Origin of the sequence: Mesorhizobium sp. WSM3860, from assembly GCF_002294995.1 — a bacterium.
Taxonomy (GTDB): Bacteria; Pseudomonadota; Alphaproteobacteria; order Rhizobiales; family Rhizobiaceae; genus Mesorhizobium.
On record NZ_NSGF01000009.1, the window covers coordinates 210587 to 229172 of the forward strand.

16 protein-coding genes and 1 riboswitch are annotated in these 18586 nt (G+C 64.7%); of the genes, 11 read left to right on the top strand and 5 right to left on the bottom strand.

The features are described from left to right. Positions 1-2 precede the first annotated feature (2 nt). From cobG to CK220_RS16920, 5 genes are all read right to left on the bottom strand, one after another. Positions 3-1493: a precorrin-3B synthase gene (cobG, locus tag CK220_RS16900; protein WP_095812665.1), complete on the bottom strand. Its 1491-nt coding sequence runs from the start codon at positions 1491-1493 to the stop codon at positions 3-5. Next, entirely contained in the window at positions 1490-4921 is a 3432-nt protein-coding gene (gene cobN / locus CK220_RS16905; protein ID WP_095812616.1) for a cobaltochelatase subunit CobN, read from the bottom strand. Before cobN ends, cobG begins: the two co-directional genes overlap by 4 nt. Positions 4922-4936: 15 nt before the next feature. Further along, positions 4937-5974 (bottom strand): cobalamin biosynthesis protein CobW, encoded by a 1038-nt coding sequence (gene cobW / locus CK220_RS16910; protein ID WP_095812617.1) that lies wholly within the window; start codon positions 5972-5974, stop codon positions 4937-4939. 2 nt (positions 5975-5976) lie between these two features. Next, positions 5977-6405, bottom strand: coding sequence for a DUF1636 family protein (locus CK220_RS16915; protein WP_095812618.1), 429 nt, complete (start codon positions 6403-6405; stop codon positions 5977-5979). A 37-nt stretch (positions 6406-6442) separates the two neighbouring features. Beyond that, a riboswitch (cobalamin riboswitch) is annotated at positions 6443-6643 on the bottom strand. A 29-nt stretch (positions 6644-6672) separates the two neighbouring features. Beyond that, a complete protein-coding gene (locus CK220_RS16920) occupies positions 6673-7872 on the bottom strand; it encodes a winged helix-turn-helix domain-containing protein (protein ID WP_095812619.1) in 1200 nt (399 codons plus the stop codon). Between the two features lie 334 nt (positions 7873-8206). Between CK220_RS16920 and CK220_RS16925 the strand changes: the two genes are divergently transcribed. From CK220_RS16925 to nuoI, 11 genes are all read left to right on the top strand, one after another. Next, complete coding sequence (locus CK220_RS16925) at positions 8207-8572, top strand: NADH-quinone oxidoreductase subunit A (RefSeq protein ID WP_027169002.1); 366 nt, start codon at positions 8207-8209, stop codon at positions 8570-8572. After that, positions 8563-9144, top strand: a complete 582-nt coding sequence (locus CK220_RS16930) for an NADH-quinone oxidoreductase subunit B (RefSeq protein WP_095812620.1) — start codon at positions 8563-8565, stop codon at positions 9142-9144. The genes CK220_RS16925 and CK220_RS16930 overlap by 10 nt, the downstream gene beginning before the upstream one ends. Before the next feature lie 4 nt (positions 9145-9148). Continuing rightward, positions 9149-9751, top strand: a complete 603-nt coding sequence (locus tag CK220_RS16935) for an NADH-quinone oxidoreductase subunit C (protein ID WP_095812621.1) — start codon at positions 9149-9151, stop codon at positions 9749-9751. A 21-nt stretch (positions 9752-9772) separates the two neighbouring features. Next, positions 9773-10156, top strand: coding sequence for a four helix bundle protein (locus tag CK220_RS16940; RefSeq protein WP_095812622.1), 384 nt, complete (start codon positions 9773-9775; stop codon positions 10154-10156). 48 nt (positions 10157-10204) lie between these two features. Then, positions 10205-11395 (top strand): NADH-quinone oxidoreductase subunit D, encoded by a 1191-nt coding sequence (locus CK220_RS16945; RefSeq protein ID WP_095812623.1) that lies wholly within the window; start codon positions 10205-10207, stop codon positions 11393-11395. Continuing rightward, positions 11396-12700 (top strand): NADH-quinone oxidoreductase subunit E, encoded by a 1305-nt coding sequence (locus CK220_RS16950; protein ID WP_095812624.1) that lies wholly within the window; start codon positions 11396-11398, stop codon positions 12698-12700. A gap of 10 nt (positions 12701-12710) precedes the next feature. Next, positions 12711-14015: an NADH-quinone oxidoreductase subunit NuoF gene (gene nuoF / locus CK220_RS16955; protein ID WP_095812625.1), complete on the top strand. Its 1305-nt coding sequence runs from the start codon at positions 12711-12713 to the stop codon at positions 14013-14015. 72 nt (positions 14016-14087) lie between these two features. Beyond that, positions 14088-14774: an NADH-ubiquinone dehydrogenase gene (locus tag CK220_RS16960; protein WP_095812626.1), complete on the top strand. Its 687-nt coding sequence runs from the start codon at positions 14088-14090 to the stop codon at positions 14772-14774. Positions 14775-14848: 74 nt separating this feature from the next. After that, entirely contained in the window at positions 14849-16930 is a 2082-nt protein-coding gene (nuoG, locus tag CK220_RS16965) for an NADH-quinone oxidoreductase subunit NuoG (protein ID WP_095812627.1), read from the top strand. Positions 16931-16932: 2 nt separating this feature from the next. Next, positions 16933-17976, top strand: a complete 1044-nt coding sequence (gene nuoH / locus CK220_RS16970; protein ID WP_095812628.1) for an NADH-quinone oxidoreductase subunit NuoH — start codon at positions 16933-16935, stop codon at positions 17974-17976. Further along, positions 17976-18467 (top strand): NADH-quinone oxidoreductase subunit NuoI, encoded by a 492-nt coding sequence (nuoI, locus tag CK220_RS16975; RefSeq protein ID WP_066998784.1) that lies wholly within the window; start codon positions 17976-17978, stop codon positions 18465-18467. Before nuoH ends, nuoI begins: the two co-directional genes overlap by 1 nt. Positions 18468-18586 lie beyond the last annotated feature (119 nt).

An 18586-nucleotide genomic window follows, 5' to 3' on the forward strand; every position in this document is an offset into this window, starting at 1 on the left:
CTTCAGTTCCGTCGATAGAGTTCGGCGATCTCGGTCGCGCCGAGCCTTGTGAGGCAAGCGGCGGCAGTCTCGCCGGGATGCCGTGCGTTGCGGATCGCCGCCGCAATGCCGGCGACCCCGCGCGCGGCGTCATAGCCCGGCCTGTATCCGGCAGGAAGGGCCTTTGCCGTCCCGTCCACGACAAGTCCGGCTCCGTTTTCGTCGCCGACGATTGTGAGCGCCGCCTGGCCCGGATGGGCGCAGCCCTTGGCGCAGCCGGAAATGTGGAGTGTGAGCGAGGCATCGAAGAGGTCGGCGCTTTCGCTGGCGATGGTCTCGGCGATGGCACGGGTGGCGATGCGGCCAGAGGCGCAGGCCGGCGTTCCCGGACAGGCGGCGATGCGGGTGCGCGGGTCGACGGGAGAAGTGACGAAGCCGAGGGCGGATGCGGAGGCTTGGAGCGAGGCGCTGGCGGACTCGGTGAGGCCGAGGAAAAGGAGGGCGCGGCCGGGCGCCAGGCGGATTTCGGTCGAGCCGAGTTGCAGGGCTTGCCCTGCGAGTTCGAGAAGGGGCTGCGCCGCCATGCTGCCGAACGGCAGGCCGATGCCGAGGGCGTGGCCGGCGCCAAGGTTGAAAAGGCCAATCGGCGAGCGAGGGCGTTCTACGGCGCCCCCCTCTGTCCTGCCGGACATCTCCCCCACAAGGGGGGAGATTGGCAGCTCCGCCGATGGCGCTCCACCTGCCACCTTGGTGGTCGGCTCGACCTTGGCGATTGGCGAAAGCGGAGAGAAGTGTTCGATCTCCCCCCTTGTGGGGGAGATGTCCGGCAGGACAGAGGGGGGCGCGAAGCAATGCCAACCTGCGAGAGAGGCTAGTTGCCGCTCAGACAAATCGCGGGTGTGCGCCGCGCGGCCCTTTTCCGCAACCATTCTGAGTGCCGCCACGGCAATGTCGCGGGCGGCATCAGCATCGACCGTCTCGAGCAGCGTTGCACTAAACGCGTCACCGGCAACCGATACGCGCCAGAGAACTTCGCCCTCAGCCCGCACCGCCTTCAGCCGCACGTCAGCCGACACCGCGTCCATCGTCAGTTGCCCGCCGCCGTCGACAACCACCGACACCTTCGGTCCCAGCCTTGCCGTCAGCCCAGCGTCTTCAATCGCGGCACCGGCCTGCTCAGCCAACGGGCGCGGATCTGCAATCTCCTGCGGGTCGATGCCCGCGAGCGGTCCGGTCTCCACCGGCACGCCCGTCCGCACCGCGATGCCCAGCGCATCCACTTCCGCCGCCAGCAGGCCAGCCCTGTCCGGGCTCAGTCCGCGGATCTGCAGGCTGCCGCGGGCGGTCACTTCCATGATGCCGTTGCCGTGGCGCAAGGCGGATTCGCAGAGACCGATCAGCGACTTGGGCGCAAGTCCTCCAGCAACCGGATTGAGCCGCACCAGCAGGCCGTCGCCAGTCTGCATCGGTGCGGACAAGGCGGGGCAGGCGCCGCGGCGCGAGAAGGCGTTCATGCCGCCAACCCGCATGCCTGGGCCTCGGCGATTAAAGCCGCGAGATCGTCATCGATGGAATTCCTGAGCGGGTGCCAGAGGCCGCGACGCCGCGCAGCAAGGAAACGCTCGGCGATGACTTTTGCTGCGGCCGGGTTTTCGCGCAGCAGGAAGGCACGGACTTCCGCATCGCCGATGTAGGCGTCGTGCACCGCCTCGATCAGAGCGCCTGAAACGGCATGCGTGGTCTCGGCGAATCCGACCAGGCGGTCGACCGTCTCGGCGAATTCCGAGGCGCCGCGGGGGCCGTGGCGCATCTGCCCGGCAATGAAGCGCGGATTGACCGCGCGAGCGCGGACCACTCTGGCCACCGCTTCGCCGACCGAGCGTGGCTTCGGCTTGCTGGGATCGGTCGTGTCGAGCACGATGACGTCGGCATTTCGGCCGAGCGCGGCAAGAGCGGCCGAAAATCCGCCGATGAAGGCGACGTCGGCCGAACCTTCGAGGATGTCGCGCCCCGGATCGTCGCCGGTATGGACGAGCAGGTCGGCCTCGGCGATGCGGCCTTCGAAGGCGCCGGGGGCGGAGATCGCTTCGCCTTCGGGGCCGCCATAGGCATGCGATGTAGCCTCGAGGTAAGCGCGGCCGATCTCTTCGCGCGCGCTCCATTCGCCGCGCGACAGCAATTCCTCGACGCCGGCGCCATAGGTGCCGGGCGAGGTGCCGAAAATACGTAGTCCGACCTTGCCTGCGGCGCGACTCGCGGCTGCAAGGGGATTTTCGGAATCGTCCTCATCGCGGCCGGCGACGGCACTGGCGGCGGCATCGATAAGCGCGATCTGGGTCGGGAACATGTCGCGGAACAGGCCGGAGATGCGCCAGGTGACGTCGACGCGCGGGCGGCCAAGCGCGGCCGGCGGCAGCACCTCGATGCCAGTGACGCGACCCGTAGCGGCATCCCATTGCGGCCGGCAGCCCATCAGCGCGAGGCCTTGGCCGATCTCCTCGCCGCCGGTGCGCAGCGAGGCGGAGCCCCAAAGGTCGATGACCAGCGAGCGGGGCCAGTCGCCATGGCTTTGCATGTAGCTGCGCACAACTTCTTCCGCCGCCGCCTGCCCAAGATCGTAGGCGGTCGGCGTCGGCATGGTGCGCGGATCGGAGGTGAAAAGGTTGCGGCCGGTGGGCAGAACGTCGGAGCGGCCGCGCGCCGGCGCGCCTGCCGGTCCGGCCTTGATGTGGCGCCCGTCGAGGGCGGCGAGCAGGGCGGTTTTTTCGGTCTCGGCGCTTTGGCGGCGCAGCGGATCGGCTTCGTCTTCCGGCGTGCGGCCATAGACATGCAGTCCGTCCTTGACGGCGAAATCCTTGAGATCGCACAGCCAGGCGTCGATGCGGCGCAGCGCCTCGTCCGGCGCATCGGTTTTGGCCACGCCGGCTTCAGAAGCGAGGCCTGTCTCCTGCGCCGTTTCGACGATCAGCTTTGCAAGTCGGTCGCGGCGGCGGCGGTCGAGGCCGTCAGCCTGGGCATATTCGTCCACCAACCTTTCGAGCTTCTGTTGAGCCTGATCGAGGCCGGCGCCGGTCAGCGGCGGCGGCAGGTGGCCAAGCGTGACGGCCGAGACGCGGCGCTTGGCCTGCGCCGCCTCGCCGGGATTGGAGACGATGAAGGGATAGACAACCGGCAACGAACCGGTGACGATCTCGGGAAAGCAGGTATCGGAGAGCGCGACCGTCTTGCCGGGAAGCCATTCGAGCGTGCCATGCGCGCCGACATGGACGATGGCGTGGACGCCAAGGGACTTTTGCAGCCATAGGCCGAAGGCGATCAGCTCGTGGCGCGGGGGAAGGGTCGGGTCGTGGTAGTCGGCGCGGCGGTCTGCGGAGCGGCCGCGGTCGGGGGCCAGCGCCACGGTGACGTTGCCGAAGGTGGCGGCGCGGAAGGGGAAGGTTGTTTCGCCCGCTAGCTGCGAAGGCTGGCGTTCCGTCGCGCCCCCCTCTGTCCTGCCGCCCACGTCTGGCAGGACAGAGGGGGGTGCCTCGCGCGAACCTATCCCTTCTGCCTTGCCCCACGCGGCCTCTACTGCATCGCGCGCTGCCCTCGGTAGTTCGGCCGAAAAGGTGAGATAATCCTCGACGGCAAGACCATGTCCACCCGCCTCCAGCGCTTCCAGCAACTCCCGTGGCGATTGTGGAATCCCATTAACCGCATAGCCCTGTTCCTTGAGGCCATGCAGCATGGCGAGCACACTCGACGGCACGTCGAGGCCGACGGCATAGCCTGTCCGTCCGGGCGCGCTCGGATAATCCGGGATCAGGATCGCCAGCTTGCGCCATGCTCGCCCGGTCCGCTGCAGGCGAATGAACGCCGCGATGCGCTTGGCGACCTGCGCGACGCGATCCGCCTCCGGCCGATTGGCGAAGGCGCGGAAGGCCAGCGCAGGATCGGTTTCGATTTCGCCCTTGAAGGAGATCGCGCCGGCCAGAATGCGGCCGTCCAGCTCAGGCAGCACGGCATGCATAGCGAGATCGGCGGGCGCCAGGCCGCGCTGGTTTTTCTCCCAGACCTCTCGCCGCGTCGTAGCGACGATGACCTGGAACACGGGCATGCCGGCACGGTCGAAGAGCGTTTCGGCGCCAGGCTCGGCACCGGAGGCGAAGGCTGTGGCGGTGACGATGGCTGCGGGGTTCAGTGAGGCGAAGGCGGTTTCGACAAAGGCCAGCGATACCGGGTCCTTGAGGCTCGAAACGAAGATCGGCACGGGCATCATGCCCTGCGAGCGCAATGCCTCCGCCAGGACATCGATCGGTGCGACATCGGCGGCGAGCAGCATCGAACGGTAGAAGAGCATGGGGACGATGGGCGCGTCGGTGCTTGCGAGCTCCAGCTTGTCTACGACACCGCATCCCGGCTGATAGTACCCCGCCTTCGGCACGCTCACCGGCTCGGCCACCGCCGCATCCGATCCGGCAAGCCTTGCCAGTCTTTGCACCAGTGCGCTCATGTTCGCCGGACCGCCTTCGCGGAAATAGCCAAGCAAGGCGTCGAGCTCGACGCGCGGCAGGGTCGAGGCTTCGATCAGCCGCTGGTCTTCGTCATGGCTTTCGCCCGGCAGCAGCGCCAGTTTGATATTTCGCTCGCGCGCCACCGCTGCGAGCTGATCGCAGCCGTAGCGCCACCAGTCGTAGCCGCCGAGAATGCGGACCAGGACGACCCTGGCATGGCGGGCGACGCTGTCGATCCAAAGATCGACCGACAGCGGATGGCGCAGATCGCGCAGCGCTGCCAGCCGCATCGAGGGCAGCCGCGCGGCGTCCGCTTTCCACGCAGCGGCCAAGCCGGCGAGGTCGCTGTCGGTGAAGGACAGGGCCACGACATCCGCAGGCGTCTGCCTGAGGTCGATCGGCTCGGCGAGATCGTCGAGCGAGGCGGATGTCGTGGTGAGGATATGCATCGCTTCTTATGGGCCTCAGCCGGCGAGGATATGCTCGATCGCCGGGCGGTTTAGCCCCTTAAGGCCAATGACGACGAGCCGCGAGCGGCGGTCATCCTCGGCCATCCAGGCGCGGTCGTAATAATGGTTGACGCGCGGGCCGACGGCCTGGAGCAGAAGCCGCATCGGCTTGCCGCCCACCTCGACAAAGCCTTTGACGCGCAGAACGTTTTCCTGCTCGGCGGCAAGGGCGACGCGCTTTGCCAGCTCATCCGGACTGGCGATGGACGGGATATCGATGACGAAGGAGTCGAAATCGTCATGCTCATGGTCGAGCTCGTCGTCGTGATGGGTCTTGCGGTTCTCGATATCGTCCTCGACCGCGAGGCCGAGGCCAAGCAGCACGGACGGGTCGACCTTGCCCTGCGCGGTCGACACGACTTTAACAGCGCGCGCCACATGCTCGCCGATAACGGCGTTGGCGCGCTCCGAGCCGGCGGCATCCATCAGATCGCTCTTCGAGAGGATGATGAGGTCGGCGCAGGCGATCTGGTCCTCGAACACCTCTTCGACCGGATCATCGTGGTCGAGCGAATCGTCGGCGGCGCGCTGCGCCTGCAGGGCGTCCATGTCGGAGGCGACGCGGCCGTCGGCCAGCGCCGGACCGTCGACCACGGCGATGACACCATCGACCGTCACGCGGCTCTTCACCGTCGGCCACTGGAAGGCCTGGACGAGCGGCTTCGGCAAAGCGAGGCCGGAGGTTTCGATCAGGATGTGGTCGACCTTCGGCGTGCGCGACAGGATCTGGTCGAGCGCCGGCACGAAATCGTCGGCGACGGTGCAGCAGATGCAGCCATTGGCGAGTTCGACGATATTTTCCTCCGGGCAGGTATCGATGCCGCAGCCTTTCAGAATTTCACCGTCGATGCCGACATCGCCGAATTCGTTGACAATGATCGCCAGTCGCTTGCCCTTGGCGTTTTCGAGCAGGTTGCGGATCAGCGTCGTCTTGCCGGCGCCGAGAAAGCCGGTGACGACGGTGCAGGGAACACGGGAAACGGAAGCGTCCATGATCAGTCCTTCAGGAGATCGAGGGGAGGGAGGCGGGCAACCAGGCCGCGCTTGAGGGAATCGGGACGGCCGCGCCACGGGATGAGGCCGTCGGTCGAAGTGGCGAAGAGTTTTGCGCCAGTAACCAGGTCGGCGCCGCTGGTCGTTTCCAGGTCACCGAAGACATAGCTCCAGCAGCCGTCGCGCAGCAGCGCCGCGCTCAGGCGGCGTTTGCAATTGCCGAGGCATTCGACGGTGCGAATGCGGATTTTCTCGTCCGGCGCGGCGCGGCGCGTGTCCTCGGCAAGGAGGGCGCCGGCGCGCGGATGCGCGTCCGAACCGGTCTCATCGCGGCATGACGAGCAGACGATGACGGTCACTTCCGACAACGCGTCGCGGGGTTCGGACGAAATGTCCGCGGTATTAGCCGGAAAACTGACGTTGCGATCCAAACCAGGCTCCTTGCCCGGAAAACCCGCCGAGCGATCGGATTCTCATGTCTCAGACGGCAGGTCTCCTGGCTCGCGGGTCGTCGCCTGGCGCCGCCTTCCCGGGAACATTCCCAGTGGTTTTCGGCTGAGGCTCGTCGCTCACAGTTGCGGGGACAGCCGCGGATTTGGGATTTCCCGCACCGCATTCCCTCTTGGCTCCTCCCTTTGCCGGGAGAAGACCGTCTGGCCCGGATTTAGGCTTAGAGCTACGCGGCTGTCAACGCGCGGCTACGACACCGAGATGTCGGCCAACGCCGGCCCAAGGTCGCCGGCCGGTGTCACCTCGATGCTCTCCAGGCCGAGCCATGCCTGCATCTGTTTCAGCTCATCGAAGAGCTGTGCGGCCGTTTCGGCGGGAGCGCCGGCTTCGGCAAAAGCGGCGTGGACGCGCAGCACACTCGCAGGGCGGTCGGCTTTCAGGTCGACGCGGGCGACGATCCGGTCGCCGAGCAGGAAAGGCAGCACGTAGTAGCCGTACTGGCGCTTTTCGGCCGGCGTGTAGATTTCGATGCGGTAGCGGAACCCGAAGAGCTTTTCCGTGCGCTTACGTTCGAAGACGACGGGATCGAACGGCGCGAGCAGGGCGCGCGCGTCGATGCGGCGCGGAAAACGGGCGTCCTTGTGGAGGTAGGCGGGCTTGTCCCAGCCTTCGACCTTCACCGCCAGCAATTCGCCCATTTCAACAAGCTCTTCGATGCGGTCTTTCGTGTCGCCGGGTGCCAGGCGAAAATAGTCGCGCAGGTCGCTGTAGGTGGCGATGCCATGCGCGCGCGCTGAAATGCGCAGCAGTTCGCGATGCGCGTCCTCGACCGAGGGCACCGGCAAGTCGAGCACGGTCTGCGGCAGAACGCGCTCCGGCAGGTCGTAGTAGCGTTCGAATCCGCGCCGGTAGGCGGTGGTGATGCGCCCGGCCCAGAACAGCCATTCGAAAGCGTGCTTGGCCTCGCTCCAGCCCCACCAGCCGCCATTGCCCTTGTGGCCTTCGATGTCGGAGGCGGCGATCGGCCCGCGTTCCGCGACTTGCCCGTAGATCTCGTCGATCATCGCCTTGCGCTCGCGGCCCCATTTGGCGAGGCCGAGATACATTTCGTCGCCTTGCTCGGCGCGCTGCATGCGCCAGCGCATCAACGGGTAAGTCTCGACCGGCAGTAAGGAAGCCTCATGAGCCCAGTATTCGAAGAGAGTTCGCTTGCGGGTGACGGCAGCGTTGTCGAGCAGCGCAAGCGGGTAGGGGCCGAGGCGCGAATAGAGCGGCATATAATGGGCGCGCACCACCGCGCTGACGGAATCGATCTGCAGCAGGCCAGTTCGGGAAAGCACGCGGGCGAGATGACGACGATCGGGCGTGGCGGCCGGCCGCGCATCGGTGAAACCCTGCGCGCCGAGCGCGATGCGCCTTGCTGCGGCGAGCGAGATCTTTTCCTTCATCAAACTACTTTGCCCTGATCCTTTGCCGGGATTTCCAGTCGGTGATTCCGACCATGCTAGCAGGCAAATGGCGGGAGATATGTCAGCAGAGAAAAGTGGAGTAAAACTTGAAGGAAATCAAAGAGGAGCGGATCGGACCAGTTTCTTCCGATATGGCGTCCAAGGCCGGATTTTGAACAAGGTTTGACTTGCGTCGCCGAAACCGCTGCGCTAACCCTCGCCGCGTCGCAGCATAGGCCACCTAAAACGGTTCAGCGGGTTAAACTGTCACGCTTCCGCCTTAGAGTCCGTTGCTGTAATCAAAGTGAACTGGCCGCCGAAGGAAAGTCGCCGCATGAGCGCACTCCTAAGTTCGTATCTGCCCATCGTCCTCTTCATCGCAGTGGCGATGGTTGTCGGTCTGGCGCTGATCGTCGCGCCGTTCCTGGTGGCCTACCGCAATCCCGATCCGGAAAAGCTTTCCGCCTATGAATGCGGGTTCAATTCATTCGACGACGCCCGCATGAAGTTCGACATCCGCTTCTACCTGGTGTCGATCCTGTTCATCATCTTCGATCTCGAGGTCGCCTTCCTGTTCCCCTGGGCGGTGTCGTTCTCGAAGCTCGGCATGCTCGGCTTCTGGTCGATGATGGTGTTCCTGGCGGTGCTGACCATCGGCTTTGCCTATGAATGGAAAAAAGGAGCGCTGGAATGGGATTGAACGACAGTTCAGGCACCCTCGTCGCGCCGAACCCCAAGGGCATCATCGATCCCAACACCGGCAGGCCGGTGGGGGAGGACGATCCCTTCTTCCTCGAGATCAACAATGAGCTGGCCGACAAGGGTTTCCTTGTCACCTCGACCGAAGCGCTGATCACCTGGGCGCGCAGCGGCTCGCTGATGTTCATGACCTTCGGCCTCGCCTGCTGCGCGGTCGAGATGATCCACACCTCGATGCCGCGCTACGACTCGGAGAGGTTCGGCGTCGCGCCGCGCGCGTCTCCGCGCCAGTCCGACATCATGATTGTCGCCGGCACGCTGACCAACAAGATGGCGCCGGCGCTGCGCAAGGTCTACGACCAGATGCCGGAGCCGCGCTACGTCATCTCGATGGGTTCGTGCGCCAATGGCGGCGGCTACTATCACTATTCCTATTCGGTGGTGCGCGGCTGCGACCGCATCGTGCCGGTCGACATCTATGTGCCCGGCTGCCCGCCGAGCGCGGAAGCGCTGCTCTACGGCATTCTTCTGTTGCAGAAGAAGATCCGCCGCACCGGCACGATCGAACGGTGAACCAATGGCCTTGGCGTTGAACGAACTCTCCACATATCTCGGCGAGAAGCTCTCCGGCCGCATTGGCGAAACGGTGTTTGCTTATCGCGAGCTGACGGTTTGCATCGAGCCGGGAAACCTGATCGAGGTCGCGACCTTGCTGCGCGACGACCCGCGCTGCCAGTTCGTATCGATCATCGACATCTGCGGCGCCGACTATCCGTCGCGAGCCAAGCGTTTCGACGTCGTCTACCACCTGTTGTCGCCGAAGCAGAATGTGCGCATTCGTCTCAAGGTCCAGGCTGACGAGGAGACGCTGGTGCCGTCGTTGACCGCCGTCTATCCGGGCGCCGACTGGTACGAGCGCGAGACCTATGATCTCTACGGCGTGCTCTTCTCCGGTCATCCGGATCTGCGGCGCATCCTCACCGACTACGGCTTTGAAGGATATCCGCTGCGCAAGGATTTCCCGCTGACCGGCTTCGTCGAGGTGCGCTACGACGACGAAGCCAAGCGCGTGATCTACGAACCGGTCGAACTCAAGCAGGAATTCCGCAATTTCGATTTTCTTTCGCCCTGGGAAGGCACGGACTACGTGCTGCCGGGGGATGAAAAGGCGAAGCAGTGAATGGTGAATAGTGAATGGTGAATGGACGAGACGCCGGAAAAGATACGCGACTATCGCGATCTCATCGTCTGGCAGGAGGCAATGGATATTGCCGAGTCCATTTACGCTTTGACGCGTGGGTTTCCGCGCGAGGAAATGTACGGACTGGCAGCTCAAATGCGGCGATGCGCACCTTCTATACCGGCGAACATTGCGGAAGGGTTCGGCCGCGCTCAGAGGCAACCGTTCACTCAATTCCTTCGTATTGCGCAGGGCTCATTGAAGGAACTGGAAACGCATACAATGCTGTGCGGGCGTGTGGGACTCTTGTCCAAGCAGCAGGCCGCAAGTTTGGAACCAAGCTTCACCCGGTTGGGCAAAAGGCTAGTTTCTTTCGTTCGGTCTCTCGAGGGAGAGCGCGAATGACCATTCACCATTCACTATTCACTATTCACAATTCGCCAAGGGCGATCCATGGCTGAAATCTCCGTCCGCAATTTCAACATTAACTTTGGGCCTCAACACCCTGCTGCGCATGGCGTTTTGCGTCTGGTGCTGGAGCTGGACGGCGAAGTGGTCGATCGCGTCGATCCGCATATCGGCCTGCTCCATCGCGGCACCGAGAAGCTGATCGAGGCCAAGACCTATCTGCAGGCGGTGCCCTATCTCGACCGGCTCGACTATTGCGCGCCGATGAACCAGGAGCATGCCTTCGCGCTCGCGGCCGAGCGCCTGCTCGGCATCGAGGTGCCGAAGCGCGGCCAGCTGATCCGCGTGCTCTATTCCGAAATGGGCCGCATCATGTCGCACATTCTCAATGTGACGACGCAAGCGATGGACGTCGGCGCGCTGACGCCGCCGCTGTGGGGCTTCGTTGAGCGCGAGAAGCTGATGGTGTTCTATGAGCGCGCTTCCGGCTCACGCATGCATGCAGCCTATTTCCGGCCGGGCGGCGTGCATCAGGACCTGCCGCAGAAGCTGATCGAGGACATCGGCAAGTGGATCGATCCGTTCCTGAAGTCGGTTGACGATCTCGACGCGCTGCTCACCGGCAACCGCATCTTCAAGCAACGCAATGTCGACATTGGCACGGTGTCGCTGGCCGACGCCTGGGCCTGGGGTTTTTCGGGCGTGATGGTGCGCGGCTCGGGCGCCGCCTGGGACCTGCGCAAGGCGCAGCCCTATGAATGCTATTCCGAGATGGATTTCGACATCCCGATCGGCAAGAACGGCGACTGCTACGACCGTTATCTCGTGCGCATGGAAGAGATGCGCCAATCGGCCAAGATCATGCGCCAGTGCGTCGATCTTCTGCTCGGCAAGGAGAGCGCCGGACCGGTGTCGAACCTGGACGGCAAGGTGGTGCCGCCGAAGCGCGCGGCGATGAAGCGCTCGATGGAAGCGCTCATCCATCACTTCAAGCTCTATACCGAGGGCTATCGCGTGCCGGCCGGCGAGGTCTATGCGGCCGTCGAGGCGCCGAAGGGCGAGTTTGGCGTCTATCTGGTCTCCGACGGCACCAACAAGCCCTATCGCTGCAAGCTGCGCGCGCCCGGTTTCGCCCATCTGCAGGCCATGGATTTCCTGTGCCGCGGTCACATGCTGGCCGACGTCACCGCCGTGCTTGGCTCCCTCGACATCGTGTTTGGTGAGGTCGATCGCTAAATGTCAGTCCGCCGTCTCGCAGATGCCAGCGTCCAGCCAGCTACCTTCGCCTTCAACGAGGTGAACGCGGCGGCGGCTGAGCAGTGGATCGCCAAATACCCGAAGGGGCGCGAACAGTCGGCCATCATCCCGCTGCTTATGATCGCGCAGGAGCAGGAAGGCTGGGTCACCAAGGCGGCGATCGAAACGATCTCGGATATGCTCGGCATGCCGCGCATCCGCGGCCTCGAAGTCGCGACCTTCTACACGCAATACCAGCTCAATCCGGTCGGCACCCGCGCCCATATCCAGGTCTGCGGCACGACGCCCTGCATGCTGCGTGGCTCGGAGGCGCTGATGGATGTGTGCCGGTCGAAGATCCATCACGACCAGTTCCACACCAACGACAAGGGCACGCTGTCGTGGGAGGAGGTCGAATGCCTCGGCGCCTGCGTCAACGCGCCGATGGTCATGATCTTCAAGGACACGTTCGAGGATCTGACGCCGGAGCGCCTTGCGGAGATCATCGACCTTTATGAAGCCGGCAAAGGCGCCGAGGTGAAGCCCGGCCCGCAGAACGGCCGCGCCGGTTCGGAGCCGGCCGCGGGCCTGACGACGCTGAAGAGCGAGAAGGCAATCCTGAAGTCCACCCGCGACAAGGAAGCCAAGGCCGCCGCGAAGGCAGCCAGGCAAGCCGCTGCCGCAGCGCCGGCGACTGCATCCGCCGCCATCGTTTCGCAGGCGCCTGCCGCGCCGCCCTCGGCCCCTGTCGGGCCATCGAAATCCGGCAAGCCGAAAACGGACGCGCCCGAAACCAGTCCGGCACTGAGGACACCGTCGTCGGTCAAGGTTTCGCCCGCCACCGAGAAGGCGGCCAGCGTCAGGGCGCCGCGCCACTCCGCAGCCAATGCCAACCAGGCTTCCCCGGAAGTCGAGGCGGTTTCGAAGCCGCGCAGCGGGCCGAAGGCCAAGGCCGAGCCGGCTTCCGCCTTCAAGTCGCCGGAAGCGAAGCAGCCTGCGACCAGGACGGCCAAGCCTTCGCTAGAGGACAAGAACCGCCCGGCCGGGATCGCGCGTCCGGCAACAGTCGACGATCTGAAGCTGATCTCCGGTGTCGGTCCGAAGATCGAAGGCATCCTGCATTCGCTTGGCATTTACACTTTCGCGCAGGTCTCTGCGTGGAGGAAGGCCGAGCGCGAATGGGTTGACGGTTATCTCAATTTCCGCGGCCGTATCGAGCGCGACGACTGGGTGAAGCAGGCCAAGGCGCTCGCCAAGGGCGGCGTAGCCGAATACATCCGCGTCTTCGGCAAGAAGCCGGTCTGAGGGACGAACAATGCTTCAGGACAAAGACCGCATCTTCACCAACATCTACGGCCTCTTCGACAAGTCGCTGGCCGGAGCGCAGGCGCGCGGCATCTGGGACGATACACCCGGCCTGATCGCCAAGGGACGCGACTGGATAGTCAACGAAATGAAGGCAAGCGGCCTGCGCGGGCGTGGCGGCGCCGGCTTCCCGACCGGCCTGAAATGGTCGTTCATGCCCAAGCAGAGCGATGGCCGGCCGAGCTATCTCGTCATCAATGCCGACGAATCCGAGCCCGGCACCTGCAAGGACCGCGACATCCTGCGCAACGATCCGCATACGTTGGTCGAGGGCGCGTTGGTCGCCGGTTTCGCCATGGGCGCGGTCGCTGCCTACATCTATGTGCGTGGCGAGTTCATCCGCGAGCGCGAGGCGCTGCAGCGCGCGATCGACGAGGCCTATGCGGCCAAGCTCATCGGCAAGAACAACACGTCCGGCTACGACTTCGACGTCTATATGCACCACGGCGCCGGCGCCTATATCTGCGGCGAGGAGACGGCGTTGCTCGAAAGCCTCGAAGGCAAGAAGGGCCAGCCGCGGCTGAAGCCGCCATTCCCGGCCAATGTCGGCCTTTATGGCTGCCCGACCACGGTCAACAACGTCGAATCCATCGCCGTGGCGCCGACGATCCTGCGCCGGGGCGCTGCCTGGTTCTCGTCCTTCGGCCGGCCGAACAACGCCGGCACCAAGCTCTTCTGCGTGTCCGGCCACGTCAACAATCCGTGCACCTTCGAAGAGGCGATGTCGATCCCGTTCCGCGAGCTGATCGACACACACTGCGGCGGCATTCGTGGCGGCTGGGACAATCTGCTCGCGGTTATCCCGGGCGGCGCTTCGGTGCCGCTGGTGCCGGCCGCGCAGATCATCGACGCGCCGATGGATTTCGACGCGCTGCGCGACCTCAAATCCGGCCTCGGAACGGCGGCCGTCATCGTCATGGACAAGTCGACCGATATCGTGAAGGCGATCGCCAGGCTTTCCTACTTCTACAAGCATGAGAGCTGCGGCCAGTGCACGCCGTGCCGCGAAGGCACCGGCTGGATGTGGCGGGTGATGGAGCGGCTGGTGCGCGGCGAAGCGCAGAAGCGCGAGATCGACATGCTGCTCGACGTCACCAAGCAGGTCGAGGGCCACACCATCTGCGCGTTGGGCGATGCCGCGGCCTGGCCGATCCAGGGCCTGATGCGGCATTTCCGCGGCGAGGTGGAGCGCCGCATAGACGAATTTTCGCGCAACGCGCACCGGGTCGAGCCGGTGATGGTGGCGGCGGAATAGATTGTAAGACGGGCATCGCCCGGGACGGAAAAGCAGGGGCGGGGCGTACGAAGAAACGACCAGGAGATGTCTATGGCGCCGTATTCGATAGCCTACCCGCTGATGCCTTATTTGGACGAACTCGAGAAGATGAACCAGGACTTGACCAAGATGATGCCGAGGGAGATGGCCAGCGCCGTCAACCTGATGGCGCATCCTGTCGCGGGCGTGGCTGCAATATCGGCGGTAGGCATCGGCTTTGCCAACCATGCCCTGGGTGTCTGGATGGGCGCGCTCTCCGGCGCAGTCGAAGCCTCGCAGCGCATGCTCCAGCCATTCCTCGACGATCTCGAGGCGCGGACCGAAGCCGCCAACAATTCGTCCAAGGCGCGCAAGGCGGCCGAGACGCTGATCGCCGAGGCGCAGACCTTCGCCAGAGATGTGACCGACATCGCGGCGAACGCGACCGCCGAGAAGGCGCTCGACGCGAGAGGCGCCGACACGGTAGCCGGAACGGCCGCAACCGGTCTGATGCCGGAAGATTTCAGGCAGCCCAAGGCGATCGACAAGCCGGCAAAGCCGTCCGACCTGAAGGCGATATCGGGCATCGGGCCGAAGCTGGAGAAGGTGCTGAATGGCCTTGGCATCTGGTCCTACGACCAGATCGCTGCCTGGACCTTGGAAGAGATCGCCTGGGTCGAGGATTACCTGTCGCTCGCCGGCCGCGTCGGCCGCGACGACTGGACTGCCCAAGCGGCGGCGCTGGCCGCCAAGTCGTGAGATGAAGTGCCGGGCGCGGCAACAGTCGCGCCCGGAACGAGAGATTGCGGGAAATCCGCGAGGGTTTGAGGCGAATGGCAAAGCTCAAGGTCGACGGGAAAGAGATCACGGTACCCGACCATTACACGCTGCTGCAGGCGGCCGAGGACGCCGGCGCGGAAGTGCCGCGTTTCTGCTTCCACGAGCGGCTGTCCATCGCCGGCAACTGTCGCATGTGCCTGATCGAGGTGAAGGGTGGCCCGCCCAAGCCGCAGGCCTCCTGCGCCATGGGCGTGCGCGACTTGCGCCCGGGCCCGAACGGCGAGGCGCCGGAAATCTTCACCAATACGCCGATGGTCAAGAAGGCCCGCGAAGGCGTGATGGAGTTCCTGCTGATCAACCATCCGCTGGACTGCCCGATCTGCGACCAGGGCGGCGAGTGCGACCTGCAGGACCAGGCGATGGCGTTCGGCGTCGATTCCTCGCGCTATCACGAGAACAAGCGAGCGGTCGAAGACAAGTATATCGGTCCGCTGGTCAAGACGGTGATGAACCGCTGCATCCACTGCACGCGCTGCGTCCGCTTCACCACAGAGGTTGCCGGCATCTCCGAACTCGGCCTGATCGGCCGCGGCGAGGACGCCGAGATCACCACCTATCTCGAACAGGCGATGACCTCGGAGCTCCAGGGCAACGTCATCGACCTTTGCCCGGTCGGCGCGCTGACCTCCAAGCCGTTCGCCTTCCAGGCGCGGCCGTGGGAGCTGACCAAGACAGAATCGATCGACGTCATGGACGCCGTCGGCTCGGCGATCCGCGTCGACTCCAGAGGCCGCGAAGTGATGCGCATCCTGCCGCGCGTCAACGAGGCCGTGAACGAGGAGTGGATATCGGACAAGACGCGCTTCATCTGGGATGGCCTGCGCACCCAGCGCCTCGATCGTCCTTACGTTCGCAAGAACGGCAAGCTCGCTCCGGCAAGCTGGGCGGAAGCCTTTTCGGCGATCAAGGACGAGGTGTCGAAGACCGCGCCCGAGCGCATCGGCGCCATCGCCGGCGACCTCGCCGCGGTCGAGGAAATCTATGCGCTCAAGCTTTTGATGGCAGCGCTCGGCTCCAAGAACATCGACTGTCGCCAGGACGGCGCTGCACTCGATCCGTCGCTCGGCCGTGCCAGCTACATCTTCAATCCGACCATCGAAGGCATCGAGCAGGCCAACGCGGTGCTGATCGTCGGCGCCAATCCGCGCTTCGAGGCCTCGGTGCTCAACGCCCGCATCCGCAAGCGCTGGCGCGTCGGCAACCTGCCGATCGGCGTCATCGGCGAGATCGGCGACACGCGCTATGACTACGAGCTCATCGGCGCCGGCCCAGAGTCCTTGAAGGACCTGGCCGACGGCAACGGCGGGTTCTTCGAGGTGCTGAAGAATGCGACGCATCCACTGATCATTGTCGGCCAGGGCGCCCTGGCGCGCCCAGACGGCGCAGCAGTGCTCGGCCAGGCGGCAAGGCTGGCGACGGCCGTCGATGCCGTCACGGCCGACTGGAACGGGTTCGCGGTGCTGCACAACGCGGCGGCCAGAGTCGGCGGGCTCGACGTCGGCTTCGTGCCGGGCGAGGGCGGCAAGAATGTCGCCGGCATGCTGGGCGCGACGGATTTGCTGTTCCTGCTTGGCGCCGACGAGATCGACATGGCCAAGACCGGCGGCGCCTTCGTCGTCTATATCGGCACGCATGGCGACGCCGGCGCGCACCGCGCCAATGTCATCCTGCCGGCTGCCGCCTATACCGAAAAGTCCGGCACCTATGTCAACACGGAAGGCCGCGTGCAGCAGACCAACCGCGCCGGTTTCGCCCCGGGCGAAGCGCGCGAGGACTGGGCGATCCTGCGGGCGCTGTCGGATGTGCTCGGCAAGAAGCTGCCGTTCGATTCGCTGGCGCAGCTGCGCGCCAAGCTCTATGGCGAATACCCGCATCTTGCCCGCGTCGATCATGTCGCGGCGGGCAGCGCCGACGGCGTTGCCAGGGCGGCGAAGCTCGGCGGACGCTTGAGCAAGGGCACCTTCACCTCGCCGGTGAAGGACTTCTACCTCACCAACCCGATCGCGCGGGCCTCGGCCGTGATGGCTGAGTGCTCGGCGCTGGCCAAGAGCGGCTTCAAGCAGGCGGCGGAATAAGCATGGACACCTTCTTTTCCTTCTACGTGCTGCCGGCGCTGCTGATCCTGTTGAAGTCGGTCGTGCTGATCGTCGTTCTTTTGATTTTCGTGGCTTACGTGCTCTATGCCGACCGCAAGATCTGGGCGGCGGTGCAGCTGCGCCGCGGCCCGAACGTCGTCGGCCCCTGGGGCACGCTGCAGGCCTTTGCCGACCTTTTGAAATTCGTCTTCAAGGAGCCGGTGATCCCGTCCGGCGCCAACAAGGGCGTTTTCCTGCTGGCGCCGTTGGTTTCGGCGGTGCTCGCTATCTCGGCCTGGGCGGTCATTCCGGTCAATCAAGGCTGGGCTATCGCCAACATCAATGTCGGCATTCTCTATGTTTTCGCCATCTCCTCGCTCGAGGTCTATGGCGTGATCATGGGCGGCTGGGCGTCGAACTCGAAGTATCCGTTCCTCGGTGCGCTGCGCTCGGCCGCGCAGATGGTGTCCTACGAGGTGTCGATCGGTTTCGTCATCGTCACCGTGCTGCTTTGCGTCGGCTCGCTCAACCTCTCCGACATCGTGCTCTCGCAGCAGGATGGCATCGGCACCAAGCTCGGCCTGCCCAACACCTTCCTCGACTGGCACTGGCTGTCGCTCTTCCCGATGTTCATCGTTTTCTTTATCTCGGCGCTGGCCGAGACGAACCGCCCGCCGTTCGATCTGGTGGAAGCGGAATCGGAACTCGTCGCCGGACACATGGTCGAATATTCGTCGACGCCGTTCCTGCTCTTCTTCCTGGGCGAGTATGTCGCCGTCGTCCTGATGTGCGCGTTGGCCACCATCCTCTTTCTCGGCGGCTGGTTGCCACCGTTCGACTTCGCGCCCTTCACCTGGGTGCCGGGCCTGATCTGGTTCGTGCTCAAGGTCTGCCTGGTGTTCTTCATGTTCTCGATGGTGAAGGCGTTCGTGCCGCGCTACCGCTACGACCAGCTGATGCGGCTGGGCTGGAAGGTCTTCCTGCCGATCTCGCTGTTCATGGTCGTCGCTACCGCGGCCTTCCTCAAGATCACGGGGTTTGCGTGATGTCCGCTCTTGCCCAAGCCGCAAAGGCGCTGCTGCTGAAGGATTTCGTCAGCGCTTTCTTCCTGTCGATGCGCCAGTTCGTGGCGCCGAAGGAGACGATCAACTATCCGCACGAGAAGGGGCCGACCAGCCCGCGCTTCCGCGGCGAGCACGCGCTGCGCCGCTACCCCAACGGCGAGGAGCGCTGCATCGCCTGCAAGCTTTGCGAGGCGATCTGTCCGGCACAGGCGATCACCATCGAAGCCGGCCCGCGCCGCAATGACGGCACGCGCCGCACGGTGCGCTACGACATCGACATGGTGAAGTGCATCTATTGCGGCTTCTGCCAGGAAGCCTGCCCGGTCGACGCCATCGTCGAGGGGCCGAATTTCGAATTCGCGACCGAGACGCGCGAGGAGCTTTACTACAACAAGGAAAAGCTGCTCGCGAACGGCGATCGCTGGGAGCGGGAGCTGGCGCGCAACATCGCGTTGGACGCGCCCTATCGCTAACATTTGACACATGGACGGGGCGAGGGGCCTCGTCCACAGGATGATCCCGAAAAGTTGCAGACTTTTCGGACCAGATCATCCTCCGGAATGAAAAGAGTGTCGCATGTTCCGATCGGGTC